Annotated in this window: 15 protein-coding genes; 3 read left to right on the plus strand and 12 right to left on the minus strand. The window is 60.6% G+C overall.

All coding sequences use genetic code 11. The features are described 5' to 3' along the window. Positions 1 to 6 precede the first annotated feature (6 nt). On the plus strand, positions 7 to 366 hold the full coding sequence (locus M0412_RS14470; protein ID WP_006310388.1) for a response regulator: 360 nt from the start codon (positions 7 to 9) through the stop codon (positions 364 to 366). A gap of 257 nt (positions 367 to 623) precedes the next feature. Here the strand turns inward: M0412_RS14470 and M0412_RS14475 are convergent, their stop codons facing one another. The 4 genes from M0412_RS14475 to argH form a co-directional block, all read right to left on the minus strand. Continuing rightward, positions 624 to 3,332 carry a TIGR02302 family protein gene (locus M0412_RS14475; protein ID WP_269699084.1) on the minus strand — a complete coding sequence of 903 codons (2,709 nt, stop codon included), beginning with the start codon at positions 3,330 to 3,332 and terminating at the stop codon, positions 624 to 626. Positions 3,333 to 3,507: 175 nt separating this feature from the next. Further along, positions 3,508 to 4,776, minus strand: a complete 1,269-nt coding sequence (gene lysA / locus M0412_RS14480) for a diaminopimelate decarboxylase (protein WP_269699085.1) — start codon at positions 4,774 to 4,776, stop codon at positions 3,508 to 3,510. A 13-nt stretch (positions 4,777 to 4,789) separates the two neighbouring features. After that, a complete protein-coding gene (locus tag M0412_RS14485; protein WP_003497438.1) occupies positions 4,790 to 4,993 on the minus strand; it encodes a lipoprotein in 204 nt (67 codons plus the stop codon). Between the two features lie 223 nt (positions 4,994 to 5,216). Beyond that, positions 5,217 to 6,617: an argininosuccinate lyase gene (gene argH / locus M0412_RS14490; protein WP_269699087.1), complete on the minus strand. Its 1,401-nt coding sequence runs from the start codon at positions 6,615 to 6,617 to the stop codon at positions 5,217 to 5,219. 24 nt (positions 6,618 to 6,641) lie between these two features. Here argH and M0412_RS14495 point away from each other — a divergent pair, with 24 nt between their 5' ends. Next, the gene (locus M0412_RS14495) at positions 6,642 to 7,310 is read left to right on the plus strand and encodes a TlpA disulfide reductase family protein (RefSeq protein ID WP_269699088.1); all 669 of its coding nucleotides are present in this window, start codon (positions 6,642 to 6,644) and stop codon (positions 7,308 to 7,310) included. A gap of 51 nt (positions 7,311 to 7,361) precedes the next feature. Here M0412_RS14495 and M0412_RS14500 read toward each other — a convergent pair whose 3' ends face one another. From M0412_RS14500 to M0412_RS14530, 7 genes are all read right to left on the minus strand, one after another. Continuing rightward, positions 7,362 to 8,243, minus strand: a complete 882-nt coding sequence (locus tag M0412_RS14500; RefSeq protein ID WP_142841483.1) for a 3-hydroxybutyryl-CoA dehydrogenase — start codon at positions 8,241 to 8,243, stop codon at positions 7,362 to 7,364. A 112-nt stretch (positions 8,244 to 8,355) separates the two neighbouring features. Then, complete coding sequence (locus M0412_RS14505) at positions 8,356 to 9,285, minus strand: electron transfer flavoprotein subunit alpha/FixB family protein (protein WP_142841482.1); 930 nt, start codon at positions 9,283 to 9,285, stop codon at positions 8,356 to 8,358. 25 nt (positions 9,286 to 9,310) lie between these two features. Beyond that, the gene (locus tag M0412_RS14510) at positions 9,311 to 10,057 is read right to left on the minus strand and encodes an electron transfer flavoprotein subunit beta/FixA family protein (RefSeq protein ID WP_035222604.1); all 747 of its coding nucleotides are present in this window, start codon (positions 10,055 to 10,057) and stop codon (positions 9,311 to 9,313) included. A 183-nt stretch (positions 10,058 to 10,240) separates the two neighbouring features. After that, positions 10,241 to 11,014 carry a rhomboid family intramembrane serine protease gene (locus M0412_RS14515; protein ID WP_269699089.1) on the minus strand — a complete coding sequence of 258 codons (774 nt, stop codon included), beginning with the start codon at positions 11,012 to 11,014 and terminating at the stop codon, positions 10,241 to 10,243. Between the two features lie 35 nt (positions 11,015 to 11,049). Next, the gene (locus M0412_RS14520) at positions 11,050 to 11,628 is read right to left on the minus strand and encodes a cob(I)yrinic acid a,c-diamide adenosyltransferase (RefSeq protein WP_269699091.1); all 579 of its coding nucleotides are present in this window, start codon (positions 11,626 to 11,628) and stop codon (positions 11,050 to 11,052) included. A 1-nt stretch (position 11,629) separates the two neighbouring features. Next, positions 11,630 to 11,827, minus strand: coding sequence for a twin transmembrane helix small protein (locus M0412_RS14525; protein WP_142856156.1), 198 nt, complete (start codon positions 11,825 to 11,827; stop codon positions 11,630 to 11,632). 17 nt (positions 11,828 to 11,844) lie between these two features. Further along, a complete protein-coding gene (locus M0412_RS14530; protein WP_269699093.1) occupies positions 11,845 to 12,678 on the minus strand; it encodes an SDR family oxidoreductase in 834 nt (277 codons plus the stop codon). A 181-nt stretch (positions 12,679 to 12,859) separates the two neighbouring features. Between M0412_RS14530 and M0412_RS14535 the strand changes: the two genes are divergently transcribed. Continuing rightward, positions 12,860 to 13,777: a YihY/virulence factor BrkB family protein gene (locus tag M0412_RS14535; protein WP_269699095.1), complete on the plus strand. Its 918-nt coding sequence runs from the start codon at positions 12,860 to 12,862 to the stop codon at positions 13,775 to 13,777. On the opposite strand, the gene gluQRS is transcribed toward M0412_RS14535, so the two are convergent. After that, the gene (gene gluQRS / locus M0412_RS14540) at positions 13,745 to 14,644 is read right to left on the minus strand and encodes a tRNA glutamyl-Q(34) synthetase GluQRS (protein ID WP_269699096.1); all 900 of its coding nucleotides are present in this window, start codon (positions 14,642 to 14,644) and stop codon (positions 13,745 to 13,747) included. The two genes, M0412_RS14535 and gluQRS, sit on opposite strands and share 33 nt — an antisense overlap. Positions 14,645 to 14,664 lie beyond the last annotated feature (20 nt).

The raw sequence follows: 14,664 nt of genomic DNA on the forward strand, positions 1-14,664 counted from the left end.
TGATTAATGGCGAAAATTCTGATTACCGAAGACGAGGATGCATTGCGGGCTTTCGTTGCCCGCGCGCTGCGTCTCGACGGTCACGAGACCCATGAGGCGGCTGACGGCGAGCAGGGGCTGGAGAAGCTTCAGGAGACCAGTTTCGATCTTCTTCTTTCGGATATCCGCATGCCGGTCATGGATGGCATCGAGCTGGCGCACCGCGCCGCCGAGAGCTTCCCGGCCATGCGCATTTTGCTGATGACGGGTTATGCCGAGCAGCGTGAACGGGCCGATGATCTGGCGACGAAGATCGTGGACGTGGTGTCCAAACCCTTTGCGCTTCCGGATATTCGCAAAGCCGTGGCGCGGGCGCTGGCGGCCTGAGTGACAGGATCGCAGGGATTGGGAGGGTGGCTGTTAGGCCGCCCTTTTTGTTGGTCAGCTCCTGGCTCAGCGTAGCTCCCTACCTCCGTCATTCCGGCCTTGAGCCGGAATCCAGCCAGCCCAAGTCCTTGGGCTGATGGAACTCTTTCCGCCGCGCAGACGCGCGCCAACTGGATGCCGGATCAAGTCCGGCATGACGGAAACTTTAGCTTCTGAAACAGGATGTAACGAGGCGCACCATTACCCGTGCGCAACCCTCACCGAATATCCAGCAACCGCTCCAGATAACGCCGCTCGATCTCACCCGGCGGGTTGTTGCCGAGTTTCTCGCGGATGGCCTCGAGGATTTCGCGGGCGCGCTGCACGTCGATCTCGTCAGGCACCTTCACCTGATCGCCGAAATCCGGGCCGGTGGTGCTGCGTGGGCGGCCGAGCGGGTCGCGGCCGTTCTGGCCGCCCTGACCGGCCATGCCTTCCTGCCCTTGACCCGGTTGCTGGCCCTGCTGGCGCATGGCCTGCATGATCTGGCCCATCATGTCCTGTGCGCCCTGGCGCAGCGCGTTCAGCGCATTGCCCTGTCCTTCGACGGCCTGTTCGCCCTGGCCCTTGCCGAGCGCTTCACCGGCGCCCTGCATTTCCTGCTGCGCCTTGCCGAAGTTTTCGCCCGGTTCCATGCCGAGATCACGAAGGCCCTGCTGCAGCTCGCCGAGCTGCTTGCCGAGCGCATCCTGCTGCGCCCGCAGGTTTTTCAGCGCCTCGCGCAGCTGTTCGGCGGTCATCTGGTCGCTCGGCTGTTGTCCACCCTGCTGACCATTTTGACCCTGTTCGCCTTGCTGGCCTTGCTGACCCTGCTGCGGCGGCTGGCCGTTTTCGCCCATCTGCTGGTCATCTTCGCCTTCGCCGCCCTGCTGGGGGTCGCCGCGCTGCATGCGGTCTCGAAGAGCCTGGTCGAGCTTGAAGGTCTCGTCCATCAGCTTCTGCTGCTGTTGGAGAATTTCGCCCAGCTTGTCGATCTGCTGGCGCATCTTGCTGCTCTGCTGCTGCCCCTGCTGGCCCTGACGTTGCGGGCGGCCAGCCTGCAGATTGTTCATCATGCGCTGCAGCTGCGAAAGCATTTCCTGCGCCGCGTCGCGATTGCCGGAGCGGGCAAGGTTCTCGATCTGGTTCATCATGTTTTCCAGATCGCGCTGGCGCAATACGTTCTGCGCCTGTTGATTCATGTTGGTCTGCGGCGCATTCTGCATGCGCTGCGCAAGCTCGCTCATGAATTGCTGCATCGCCTCGCGCAGATCCTGCATCAGCCTGGCAACTTCCTCATCCGAGGCATTGCGCTGCAGCGCCTCGGAAAGCGCGGTCTGCGCATCGCGCAGACGCTTTTCCGCCTGCGAAAGATCGCCATCCTCAATGCCGAGCGCGATTTCCCAGAGGTAATCCGCCGTGTTCTTCAGCATTTCGTCATTATAGGCAAGCCGCATGCGGGTCTGCGCCGATTGCAGCAGCAGATAGTGCGTGGTGTTGGGAATGGTCTCTTCCGGCCGCAGGCCCACCGCCTCGTTATAGGCGATTGCCTTCGGCATCTGGCGTGTATCAAGCGAGAAAATCTGCCGCTGTTCGGCAATGGAAGCTGCCAGCGGTTCGGAGAAATTGCGGCCCGGCAGCACCATTTCATGCGCAGGGCTGCGGCCCGTTTGGCCCGCACCGTCGGTTGCCACCAGCGTGATGCGCACGCGTTTGCCGGCCATCGGATGTTCGGTCAGGTTGCGGCTGGTCAGGCCCTTGATCTCGCGATTATTCTGCCGCGGCAGATCCAGCTTGAATTCCGGCGGTGGGTAAAGTGCCGTCGCGCCTTCCGCTACACCGAGTGGCTCGATGATGGCATGGGCTTCCTTCAGCCCATAATCGTCCTTGGCGGTGAAGCCGATTTCCAGCGCACCGTTGACGGCGCGGCGCGGCATGTTGTCGAAGGCGATGCTGGGCGGCTGGTCAGGAATGACGTTGAACACCCATTGTTCGCCATTGGCACTGATCATGCCGCTTTCGGTGACATCCATGGCAAAGGTGCGCGGCGCAATGGGCTGATCCGTCGAGCGTGCCGGCGTCTGAACCGCGACATCGCCGCTGGCGCTGTCGGCGCGTACAGCTTCGGGTGCAAGCTTCTGCAATGCGCCGGCCATTTCCGGCTCGAAGGTCACTTCCTCACCGCCATCGCCGCCGGTCATGCGGATCGTCAGCCTGGAGGATTGCGGTACTGAAACCGCGTCGCGGCCGCTCGCATCACGTCCGGTCAGGAAAATCGGCGCGCGGCCGGTATAGGCGGGCGGTGTGACCCAGGCATCGAGACGGATATCGGGGTTGAGCGGACCAACGGCCGGCCGGCTGCGGAATGCATCTGCAACCGTGCCCGCGCCGTTCGAATAGGAAAAACCGAAGGCGGTGACCAGAAGCAGTGCCGGAACGGCGCGCAGCGCCAGGCGGTCATAACGGGCGATATCGGGTTTCGGCAGGCCGGCATTGAGCGCGGCAATGCGCTCGGCCATGCGGATCTGGTGTTCTTTCCAGAGCGTGCGGGAAAAAGGCGTATCGAAGGCCGGTTCGTCTTCCTGAACGCCGACCGGCTGGTGCGCCATGCCGTTGCGGTCTTCAAGCAGACGGGAGGCGTCATTGTCGGTTGGCCATTTCAGCCGCAGGATTGGCAGGAGTGTGGCGATGAAGCCAAAAACAAGTACGAAAACAATGCCGAGGCGCAGAAAATCCGGCATGTGCCGGTAAAGGCCGAACCAGGCGAGCGCCAGAAACACGGCGGCGATGGACAGCGGCCACAACGTCTTCGGGGCCATTTTTTCGGAAAACAGCACAATTTTTGCGAAGAAGCGCTTGGCCGCAACCCGGCGTGCAAGGTCCGGCCGCTGCGCGAATGCGCCGGTCGGGCGCTTTCTGCCTGTCCTGTCCTCTCCGGCTGTGGTCATCAATCCGTTCTCCCGGTTCTGGCCACGTCGAACGCCATTCCCGGAACGGCGAGCTGTTCATATCACTGGGGCAAGGATAACATTCTTTGTGGCGAAGACGAGGGCGCCTCAGCCCTCACCCCCATTTTTTAGGCAGCTTCGCTCAATTGTGATCAACCAGCCGTATGACAGACGGTCAGTCGAGCCAGTCAGGTACGGAATCGAGCGCGATCAGCTCCTCATAGGTGCCACGCGGACGGATGACGTGGAACTTGTCACCCTTGACAAGCACTTCCGGCACCAGCAGGCGCGAATTATAGGTGCCGGCCTGTACGGCACCATAGGCGCCGGCGGAACTGACGGCGATGAGATCGCCCGGCTGAGGTGTCGCCATCTCGCGATCCAGCGCCAGATAATCGCCGGTCTCACAGACCGGGCCGACAATATCGGCCTTGATGCGTGGCGTGTCCTCGGCCGGCTGCACCACCGGGCGGATGCCGTGATAGGCCTCGTAAAGCGTGGGGCGGATGAGATCGTTCATGGCGCCGTCGACGATGACGAAGGTCTTGTCACCGCCATCCTTTACATAGATGACTTCCGTCACCAGAATGCCGGCATTGCCGACGATCAGGCGTCCGGGCTCGGTGACGATCTTGCAGTTGAGGCTTTTCAACTCGTTTTTGACGATATGCGCATAGGCATCCGGCAGCGGTGGCGGATTGTTATCCTCGCGATAGGGAATGCCAAGACCACCGCCAATATCGACGTGGCTGATAGCATGGCCATCCCCGCGCAGCACTTCCACGAGTTCGCGCAGCAAGCGGAAGGCATCCTCGAAGGGCTGCAATTCGGTGATCTGGCTGCCGATATGCATGTCGATGCCGGTGACTTCGATGCCGGGCAAAGTGGCGGCATGAGCATAGACCGCCCGTGCCCGCTCATAGGAAATGCCGAACTTGTTTTCCTTCTTGCCGGTGGAAATCTTCGCGTGGGTGCGCGCATCCACATCCGGGTTGATGCGGAAGGAGACATGCGCCCGCTTGCCCGCCTTGACCGCGCGCAGGTTGAGGACTTCCAGTTCCGGCTCGGATTCGATGTTGAAACAGTAGATGCCCGCTTCCAGCGCGTAATCCATCTCCGCCACCGTTTTGCCGACGCCGGAGAACATGATGCGGCTTGCCGGCACGCCGGCTGCGAGCGCGCGGCGCAATTCGCCGCCGGAAACGACGTCGATACCGGCGCCGAGCTTTGCCAGCGTTTTCAGCACCGCCTGGTTGGAATTGGCCTTCATGGCATAACAGACCATGGCGTCCACATCAGCAAACGCGCCTGAGAACACCTTGTAGTGGCGCTCCAGCGTCGCGGTCGAATATACATAGAACGGCGTGCCGACCGCCTTGGCGATCTCGGGCACGGGCACGTTTTCGGCGTGCAGTACGCCGTCGATATAGCCAAAATGGTTCACGGCTTTTTACCCGTCAGAGAAGCTTGTCGAGGATGAACGGGCGTTCCGCCGTTGCCGGCTTCGTCTCCGTTCCGTCGGCATTGCGCTTGTTGCGCATTTCGACCGGCGTGCTCGGGGGATCGATGTCGCCCTTACGCCCGCAGGCGCTGAGAACAAGGCTGACAGCGAGTGTCATGCCGATGGGAACGATGAGTTTACGCGCGGTTTTTGAAAGCATGAGCCTGTCCAAAGGAAATATGTGCCTCTCTGATAACGAAAAACAGGGCGCTTGTGCACCCTCAGACTGGGGCAAAGCGCGAAAATCTCTCCTCCGTCATGCCGGACTTGATCCGGCATCCAGCCACGGCGCGTCTGCGACGTGAAAAGACTCTTCTGCGATCAAAGACTTGATCGCACTGGACCCCGGATCAAGTCCGGGGTGACGACGTCAAATCGGCTTATCAGTTGCGTCCGCGCCACCAGGCAATCTGTTTCTTCACTTCGGAAGGCGCCGTGCCGCCGAAGCTGGTGCGGCTGGCGACCGATGCTTCCACCGAAAGAACGTCGAAAACACCCTTGGTGATATCAGGGTGGATGGCCTGCAACTCTTCCAGCGACAGATCGGCAAGATCGCAGCCCTTCTTTTCCGCCAGCGCCACGGCATTGCCGGTCACATGGTGGGCATCGCGAAAGGGCAGGCCCGCCTCGCGCACCAGCCAGTCGGCAAGATCGGTGGCGGTGGAGTAACCCGAACCGGCGGCGGCGCGCATGCGGTCCTTGCGCACTTCAAGGTCGCGGATCATGCCGGTCATGGCGGCAATCGCCAGTTCCAGGCTCTCGGCGGCATCGAAAACCTGTTCCTTGTCTTCCTGCATGTCCTTGGAATAGGCAAGCGGCAGGCCCTTCATAACCGTCAGAAGCGCTACCAGCGAACCGTTGATGCGGCCGGTCTTGGCGCGCACCAGTTCGGCGGCGTCGGGGTTCTTCTTCTGCGGCATGATCGACGAGCCAGTCGAGAAGGCATCCGACAGCCGGATGAAGCCGAATTGCGGCGTCGACCAGATGACGATTTCTTCGGCGAGACGCGACAGATGCGTGGCGCAGATGGAAGCGATCGACAGGAATTCCAGCGCGAAATCGCGGTCGGATACGGTATCGATGGAGTTGCGGGTCGGCTCGCGGAAACCAAGCGCCTTCGCCGTCATATGACGGTCGATCGGGTAGCCGGTGCCGGCAAGTGCTGCGGCGCCGATCGGGCTTTCGTCCAGATGTTCGATGGCATGGCGCACGCGGGCGCGGTCACGGCCGAACATTTCCACATAAGCCATGCAATGATGGCCGAAAGTAACAGGCTGCGCCGTCTGCAAATGGGTGAAGCCGGGCATCACGGTATCGGCATTTTCTTCGGCGCGATCGAGGAAGGCGGCGATGAGAGCGGTCAACATGCCTTCTGTCTTCTGCAGTTCTTCCTTCACCCACAGGCGGAAATCGAGCGCCACCTGGTCGTTGCGCGAACGTGCGGTGTGCAAGCGGCCGGCTGCCGTGCCGATGAGGGTCGCAAGGCGCGCTTCGATGTTCATGTGAATATCTTCGAGCTTGCGCGAAAATTCGAAGGTGCCGGCTTCGATTTCTGACAGGATCGTGTTCAGACCCTCGATGATCTTGTCTTTATCTTCCGTTGAAATAATGCCTTTAGATGCCAGCATGGTGGCATGCGCCATAGAGCCGCGGATGTCCTGGGCATAAAGCTTCTTGTCGAAGCCGATGGAGGCATTTATTTCTTCCATGATGGCTGATGGACCGGAGGCAAAACGCCCGCCCCACATCTGGTTGGAGGATTTCTGATCTGTGCCGTCAGCCATGTTCGCAGTGCCCTGGAGTATTCGATGACAGAAAAAAGGCCGTTCAGGCTTCCTTCCGCCAAATTGGTTGCAATTGCTGCCGTTGCCGGTGTCTTGTGCGGCGCGGGCGCGGTTTGGTTCAGGCATATTGGGTCTGAGAGCCCGGTTCAAGGGGCAGCGGTCGCTGACGCCGGTTTATGTGAGGGTGCCGCAAACCGCATCGCCTCGCTGAAACCCTTTCTGAAGGGCCAGGTGGCCGCCATGTCGGCCGCGGATAGACCGCGTGTCGTCCCGCTGTCCTTCAAGGGGCCGGAAGCGCAGGATATGACGCTCACCGATCTCAAGGGCAAGGCGGTCCTTCTCAACCTATGGGCCACATGGTGTGTACCATGCCGGGAGGAAATGCCGGCGCTGAATGCGCTGGAGAAGGAAAAGGGCGGCGATGATTTCGAGGTGGTCACCGTCAATATCGACATCGGCGCGGACGAAAAGCCGAAAGCTTTCATGGACGAATACAAGATCGATGCGCTGAAGCTTTACCGCGACAGTTCCATGGGCGTTTTCAACACGCTGAAAAAGGAAGGCCTCGCCTTCGGCCTGCCGGCAACCATGCTGCTTGACGAAAACGGCTGTCTGCTCGCGGCGATGAATGGTCCGGCGGCGTGGGATAGCGAAGATGCCAAGGCGCTGGTATCGGCGGTGAAGGCCAGATAATTTTTCCGGTCGCGCGGGAGGGTGCTTCCTCCCGCAGCTGATCCTTACGCCTCAGCGCGTCGGAACCGGTGTCTCGCCGCGATAGTCGTAAAAACCACGGCCGGATTTGCGGCCGAGCCAGCCGGCCTCGACATATTTCACCAGCAGCGGGCAGGGGCGGTATTTGCTGTCGGCCAGACCGTCATGCAGCACCTGCATGATCGACAAACAGGTGTCGAGACCGATGAAGTCGGCAAGTTGCAGCGGTCCCATCGGGTGGTTTGCGCCAAGCCGCATGGCGGTGTCGATGGCTTCCACCGAACCGACGCCTTCGTAAAGCGTATAGATCGCCTCGTTGATCATCGGCAGCAGGATGCGGTTGACGATGAAGGCCGGGAAATCCTCGGCGACGGTGATCGCCTTTTCCAGCGTGCGCACATAATCCTTGGCCGCGTCGAAGGTCTTTTCGTTGGTGGCGATGCCGCGCACCAGTTCCACGAGCTTCATTACGGGCACCGGGTTCATGAAGTGAATGCCCATGAACTGTTCGGGACGGTCGGTCGCAGATGCAAGACGGGTGATGGAAAGCGACGAGGTATTCGTGGCGAGCAGCGCTTCCGGTTTCAGGACCGGGCAGACCTGCGCATAAATCTTGCGCTTGATCTCCTCGTTCTCGGTCGCGGCCTCAATGACGATATCCATCGGTGCGAGATCGTTTATATCCGTCGATCCGCTGATCAGGGCCAGTGCCTGTTTGCGGGCATCGTCGGAAAGCTTGCCGTTGGTGACCTGGCGGGCAAGGTTGCCATTGATCGTGGCAAGGCCGGCTTCGATGCCATCCTTGGACAGATCGTAGATATGAACCTTGTAGCCTGCCAAGGCGGAAACATGCGCGATGCCGCACCCCATCTGACCGGCTCCGATGACACCGATATTCTTAAAGGGGGCGGTCATATGCTGTTCTCCTGTGGCTGGTCTGCGTTATTGTCGGCGATGTTACGCATATCGCCGGAAAAGAGAAGGCGGCGCGTTCAAAAAACGCGCCGCCTTGCTTGGCTGGTTAAAATCAAAGCGCCTTTTGCAATTCTGGAAGCGCCTCGAACAGATCGGCGACGAGGCCGTAATCGGCAACCTGGAAGATCGGTGCCTCTTCGTCCTTGTTGATGGCGACGATGACCTTCGAGTCCTTCATGCCGGCCAGATGCTGGATGGCGCCCGAAATGCCCGCGGCGATGTAAAGCTGCGGAGCAACCACCTTGCCGGTCTGGCCGACCTGCCAGTCGTTGGGTGCATAACCGGCATCCACTGCGGCGCGGCTTGCGCCGACGGCGGCCCCCAGCTTGTCGGCAACGGGAAGAATGACTTCCTTGAACTTTTCCGAGGAGCCAAGTGCGCGGCCACCCGAGATGATGATCTTCGCAGATGTCAGTTCCGGACGGTCGGACGAGGCCAGTGCATCGGAAACGAAGCTGGAGAGGCCGGGGTTTTCGGCAGCACCGATGGTTTCAACCGCTGCCGAACCGCCTTCCGCTGCTGCCGCAAAAGCAGTCGGGCGCACGGTGATGACCTTCTTGGCGTCGGTTGCCTGCACGGTCTGGATGGCGTTGCCGGCATAGATCGGACGCTTGAAGGTGTCCGGGCTGACGACCTCGATGATTTCCGAAACCTGCGCGACGTCGAGAAGCGCTGCCACACGCGGCAACACGTTTTTGGCAGATGCGGTGGCTGGTGCGAGGATCACATCATAGGACGGTGCGAGCGAGATGATCAGCGCCGCCAGCGGCTCTGCCAGCGAATTGGCATAGGAGGCGTCGTCGGCAAGGAGCACCTTGGAAACGCCGGACAGTTTCGCAGCCGCATCGGCAGCGCCCTTCGCACCGGAGCCGGCGACCAGCACGTGGACATCGCCGCCGATCTGGGTGGCTGCCGTCAGCGTCTTTGCCGTCAGGTCGGAAAGGGTTGCGTTGTCGTGTTCTGCCAGAAGAAGAATGGCCATGAGAATATCTCCCTTTTCCTAAACCTTAGAGGACGCCGTCGGCTTTGAGCTTTTCGACCAGCTCGGCAACCGAGCCGACCTTGATGCCGGCCTTGCGGCCTGCCGGCTCCTCGGTCTTCAGCACCTTGAGGCGCGGCGAAACATCGACGCCGAAATCGGCCGGAGCCTTTTTATCGAGCGGCTTCTTCTTGGCCTTCATGATGTTCGGCAGCGAGGCATAACGCGGCTCGTTCAGGCGAAGATCGGTGGTGACAACGGCGGGAAGCTTCAGCTCAACGGTCTGCAGGCCGCCATCAACTTCGCGGGTGACCGCAACCTTGCCGTCAGAAGGCTCGACCTTCGAGGCAAACGTGCCCTGGCCCCAGCCGAGAAGCGCTGCGAGCATCTGGCCGGTCTGGTTCGAATCGTCGTCGATCGCCTGCTTGCCGACGATGACGAGACCGGGCTGTTCAGCCTCTGCCACGCCCTTCAGAAGCTTGGCAACGGCAAGCGGCTCGACCGTTTCGTCGGTCTCGATCAGAATGGCGCGGTCAGCACCCATGGCAAGCGCGGTGCGCAGCGTTTCTTCCGCTTTGGCCGGGCCGATGGACACGACCACAACCTCTTCGGCCTTGCCGGCTTCCTTCAGACGAAGCGCCTCTTCCACCGAGATTTCGTCGAACGGGTTCATCGACATCTTCACATTGGCAAGCTCAACGCCAGAACCATCCGATTTCACGCGGATCTTCACGTTGTAATCGACGACTCGTTTAACGGGGACAAGGATTTTCATCGGCGGCTTTCCTCAAACTCCTGTCCGCTTGGTGAATAGACCGCGCGGACCTCCAAAAACAGGTTGGCGACATGGATAAGCATTTTTCCCGCAAATACAACGGAGCAATGTTCATTATCACATGCACGTAAGGCATATCTTACGTTGACGTTAACGTAAATACTTTATCTCTTCCGAACGGGCTTATCCGCCCCCGTCATAGCCCCGTTCGATTTGCGACAACCCTGCCGTTTGCGACGGATTCTTGAACTGCGCCGCCCTCGGCGGAACAATGGTGCGGTCGAACAGCGGAACATCCGGCCTGCGCATGAAAAGCACCAGGACGGCGCCTGCCAATATGCCGCCCACATGGGCGCCCCAGGAGACATTTTCTTCCAGCCCGAGCGCCAGCATCAGGAACTGCTGGCCAATCCACAGCGCCAGCGGAATGAAGGCGGGCAGGGGCAGCGGAATACGCATGAAGACCAGCACCCAGACGCGCACTTTCGGATGCAGCAGGAAATACGCCGCGACGACACCGGAAACCGCACCCGACGCGCCGATCAACGGTCCTTCCGACGTCGGGCCGACAAAACCGTGCAGCAGCGCACCGGCGATGGCGCAGGCGAGATAGAAGATCAGGAACTGGAAATGGCCAAGCGCGTCCTCGACATTGTCGCCGAAGACCCAGAGAAACAGCATGTTACCGGCCAGATGCCAGAAATCGAGGTGCAGGAACGCATAGGTGACGACAGTCAGGTCATCAGGCACCACCTGCAGGGCCGGTTCCAGATAGGCATAATCGAACACCACTGCCGGAATGAAGCCGAGGCCAAGTGCGGCGGCATTGGCCTCCGTGTCGCTGGCAAGCACGCCGGTAAACAGCCAGACCAGCACATTGACGACGATCAGGCCGATCGTGACATATTGCAGCCGGATGTGTTTCAGGGAATTCGCGTCGTGCAGCGGTATGAACATCGAATGCCCTTTGATTGCGCGATTGTCTCAGGTTTTTAGCGGTTCTTGCCGGGAACCCATAAAATGTCGGCCTTGCCCGTTTCATTGGCGAAACGCGCTGCGACGAACAGGAAGTCGGACAGGCGGTTGGCGTATTTGATGGCCGCTGGGCTGACGGTCTCGTTCTCGGTGACTGAAAGGGCCACCATCAGCCTTTCCGCCCGGCGGCAGATCGTGCGCGCCATATGCAGATTGGCCGCTGCGGCACTGCCACCCGGCAGCACGAAAGATGTCAGCGGTTCGAGCGTCGCGTTGAGTTCATCGATTTCGTTTTCGAGCCGGGTAACCTGGCTTTCGACGATACGCAGTGGTTCGTAGGACAGCGGCTCGCCGCTGTCAGGCGTGGCGAGGTCGGCGCCGAGATCGAAGAGGTCGTTCTGGATGCGGAACAGCATGGCATCAAGCTTTTCCAGCCCGCTCGTGTGCAGCCGCACCATGCCTATGGCCGAATTGGTCTCGTCCACCGTGCCATAGGCCTCGACGCGCAGATCGTGCTTCAGGCGGCGCGGGCCGGAAACCAGCGCCGTCGTGCCCTTGTCGCCAGTGCGCGTGTAGATCTTGTTCAGTTTCACCATGTCAGCGGCCGCCGCCGGTGAGCCAGAGTGTCAGCATGATCAGTGCGATGGCGATGGCCTGTAAAAGCAGACGAAGCTGCATCAGCTTGTTGGAACGGTTGGCGTCCTGTCCCTTCAGCATGTTGAAAAGGCCACGTATCAGCACGATGACGACAAGGCCCATGACGATAAGGGCCAGAACACTGGTGAAGCCGGACATTTAGGGGTTACTCCTCCTCAATCGAATCTGCGCAGCAGACGATAGAACAGTCCGGCAGGCAAGAGCCGTTTCAGCAACAGACCCTGTTTGGCTGGAACGGTGACGGGATAATGCGGTTTTGGTTTCGCGGCGGTCAGGGCGTGTTTCAGCACGGCATAAACGGCCTCGGGGCCAAGCTTGTGGCGGTTGACGGGGCCTGAGCCATCCATGCGCGCCAGCTGACGTTTATATTCCACCGCATGGGCTGAATTTTCGAGATCGATCTTGTCCCTGACATGGGCAAGCGCCGTCGCCGTGAATTTCGAGGTGATCGGACCGGGTTCGATCAGGCTCACATGGATGCCACTGCCCTGAAGTTCCATGCGCAGGGTCACGCCCAGCCCCTCGATCGCGAATTTCGACGCGGTGTAGGCGCCACGATACCGATAGGGTACGAGGCCGAGAATGGAGGAGCAATGCACGATACGGCCCGAACCACGCTTGCGCATGAAGGGAATGACCCGTCGTGTGAGATCGTGCCAGCCGAAGACATTGGTTTCGAACTGTGCCCGCAGCGCCTCCACCGGCAGATCTTCCACCGCACCGGGCTGGCCATAGGCGCCGTTGTTGAACAGGGCGTCGATGCGGCCGCCGGTCCGGGCTGCGACGGTATCCACCAGCGCGGCAATGGTCTCGGGTTTGGTGTAGTCCATGATCAGGGTTTCGATACCCTGATTTTCAAGCGCGGCCATGTCGACGATGCGGCGCACGGTGGCAAAGACCCGCCAGCCGTCCCGCTGGAGTGCGCCGGCGCAATAAGCGCCGATGCCCGAGGAACATCCAGTGATGATGATGACGGGTTTTTCAGACATCTGCCGCTCCGGAAAGCCGAATGGTGTTCTGGCCCGATGGTCTGGCCCGCGAAAATTGAATTGCGCAAAATTCGTGCCCCCGGCGGGAACCGAAAGACGGGTTTGCGCGCTGTACAAAGCAAAGCTGATTTCCCATATTCGGCTCGAAGTTACAAATGAAATGCCGATGAATGGAGGTGACATGGTTGCCGCAGTGCGCCTGGCAGGCAAGGTTGCCTTCGATGCCTATTCCCATTTCGCCGAGGACGACGGCTGGGCGATGGCGAGCCATATGGCGCTGTCCATTCTTCTGGCGCTTTTCCCGTTCCTGATCTTCGGCACGGCTCTGGCCGGTTTTCTGGGCGCCGACCAGTTTTCCGAAACGGCGGTGCATCTGATTTTCGACACCTGGCCGGAAGCGATTGCCGGGCCGCTTGCGGCGCAGGTGCAGCAGGTGCTCACCATTCCGCGCGGCGGACTGCTGACGATCTCGGTGCTGGCCGCCGCCTATTTTGCCTCCAATGGCGTCGAGGCGCTGAGAATTTCGCTGAACCGCGCCTATCGCGTCACCGAAACACGCTGGTGGTACATTACCCGTCTGCTCAGCCTGCTTTATGTGCTGATCGCGGTGGTGGTCTTTACCGGCATCAGCATCGTGCTCGTCGCCGTGCCGGTCGCCACCTCCTTTGCCGAAGCGCGGTTTCCATGGCTGACGGATGTGCTGAACACCATTTCCAACCTCGGTCTTTACGGCACCATCGTCGTGCTGACGGCGGGGCTGGTGGCCGCGCATCTGTGGCTTCCTGCCGGCAAGCGGCGCATCTGGGACGTCTGGCCCGGCATTTTGCTGACGATGATCTTCTGGGTCATCGGTGCGGCAATCTTTGCCTACTACCTCTCCACCTTCGCCAATTATGCCGCGACCTATGCGGGTCTCGCCTCTGTCATGGTGGTGCTGGTTTTTCTTTATATGGTCGGCGTCATCTTCATGCTGGGTGCGGAGGTCAATGCCGCACTCATGAAATACAAGGTGCGGCAGATCATCCGCCGCAATATCGGCGGCAACGGCGCTCGCCGCGAGCGGGCGCTAGAGGAGGCCGACAAGCCGGCGGATATCTGAGGGCGTCGCCCCTTCGGCGCGAAGGGCGGCAAGCCCGGTGCTGCCTTCGCTTTTCGAAAGCTTGCGCCCGTCCGCGCCCAAAATCAGCCGGTGATGGTGATAGACGGGTTGCGGCAGGTCCAGCAGGTGTTGCAGCAGCCGGTGAATGGTGGTTGCGTGGAACAGATCCATGCCGCGCACCACATGGGTTATGCCCTGCAGCGCATCATCCACCACAACGGAAAGATGATAGCTCGAAGGCGCGTCGGAACGCGACAGCACCACATCACCCCAGAGTGCCGGCTGGGCCTCGATTTTCCCCGTCTCGCCATCGCCGCTCTCCTGCCACAACAGGGGGCTGCCGGCGGCGCGGATCGCTTTTTCCATATCAAGCCGCCAGGCATGTTGCTGACCGGCGGCGAGGAGTATTGCCCGTTCCGCCTCGGGCCTTTCGCGGTCCACCGATGGATAGAGCGGCGCGCCATCCGGATCGCGCGGCCAGAGCCCGCCATCGGCCTCGAAGGCTTTGACGATCGCCTTGGTTTCTCCACGGCTCAGAAAGGCAGGATAGGCAAGGCCCGCGTCGATCAGCCTGTCCAGCGCCACGCGATACGCATCGAAATGATCCGATTGACGCCGGACAGGGTTTTCCCAGGCTAGCTCCAGCCAGCCGAGATCGTCATAGATCGCCTGCTCCAATTCCGGTGTGCAGCGCGTCTGGTCGATATCTTCGATACGCAGCAGAAAGCGGCCGCCATTGTCCCGCGCCATATCATGGTTCAGGAAGGCGGAAAGCGCATGGCCGAGATGCAACAGGCCGTTAGGGCTTGGCGCAAATCGGTAAACCGGTTTTTGACGGAGAGGCGAAGGCATGGTTTCTTCTGCCATGTTTTAAAGCACCCCGCCAG

This window comes from Agrobacterium sp. O3.4 (assembly GCF_041414895.1).
Classification (GTDB): domain Bacteria; phylum Pseudomonadota; class Alphaproteobacteria; order Rhizobiales; family Rhizobiaceae; genus Agrobacterium; species Agrobacterium cucumeris.

Excerpts from the sequence above, each read along its gene's own strand:
- M0412_RS14535 (WP_269699095.1), top strand. The coding sequence starts at position 12,860 with ATGGTTGCCGCAGTGCGCCTGGCAGGCAAGGTTGCCTTCGATGCCTAT.
- M0412_RS14510 (WP_035222604.1), bottom strand. The coding sequence starts at position 10,057 with ATGAAAATCCTTGTCCCCGTTAAACGAGTCGTCGATTACAACGTGAAG.
- M0412_RS14470 (WP_006310388.1), top strand. The coding sequence starts at position 7 with ATGGCGAAAATTCTGATTACCGAAGACGAGGATGCATTGCGGGCTTTC.
- M0412_RS14515 (WP_269699089.1), bottom strand. The coding sequence starts at position 11,014 with ATGTTCATACCGCTGCACGACGCGAATTCCCTGAAACACATCCGGCTG.
- argH (WP_269699087.1), bottom strand. The coding sequence starts at position 6,617 with ATGGCTGACGGCACAGATCAGAAATCCTCCAACCAGATGTGGGGCGGG.
- M0412_RS14530 (WP_269699093.1), bottom strand. The coding sequence starts at position 12,678 with ATGTCTGAAAAACCCGTCATCATCATCACTGGATGTTCCTCGGGCATC.
- M0412_RS14520 (WP_269699091.1), bottom strand. The coding sequence starts at position 11,628 with ATGGTGAAACTGAACAAGATCTACACGCGCACTGGCGACAAGGGCACG.
- M0412_RS14475 (WP_269699084.1), bottom strand. The coding sequence starts at position 3,332 with ATGACCACAGCCGGAGAGGACAGGACAGGCAGAAAGCGCCCGACCGGC.
- M0412_RS14495 (WP_269699088.1), top strand. The coding sequence starts at position 6,642 with ATGACAGAAAAAAGGCCGTTCAGGCTTCCTTCCGCCAAATTGGTTGCA.
- gluQRS (WP_269699096.1), bottom strand. The coding sequence starts at position 14,644 with ATGGCAGAAGAAACCATGCCTTCGCCTCTCCGTCAAAAACCGGTTTAC.
- M0412_RS14505 (WP_142841482.1), bottom strand. The coding sequence starts at position 9,285 with ATGGCCATTCTTCTTCTGGCAGAACACGACAACGCAACCCTTTCCGAC.
- M0412_RS14485 (WP_003497438.1), bottom strand. The coding sequence starts at position 4,993 with ATGCTTTCAAAAACCGCGCGTAAACTCATCGTTCCCATCGGCATGACA.
- M0412_RS14525 (WP_142856156.1), bottom strand. The coding sequence starts at position 11,827 with ATGTCCGGCTTCACCAGTGTTCTGGCCCTTATCGTCATGGGCCTTGTC.
- M0412_RS14500 (WP_142841483.1), bottom strand. The coding sequence starts at position 8,243 with ATGACCGCCCCCTTTAAGAATATCGGTGTCATCGGAGCCGGTCAGATG.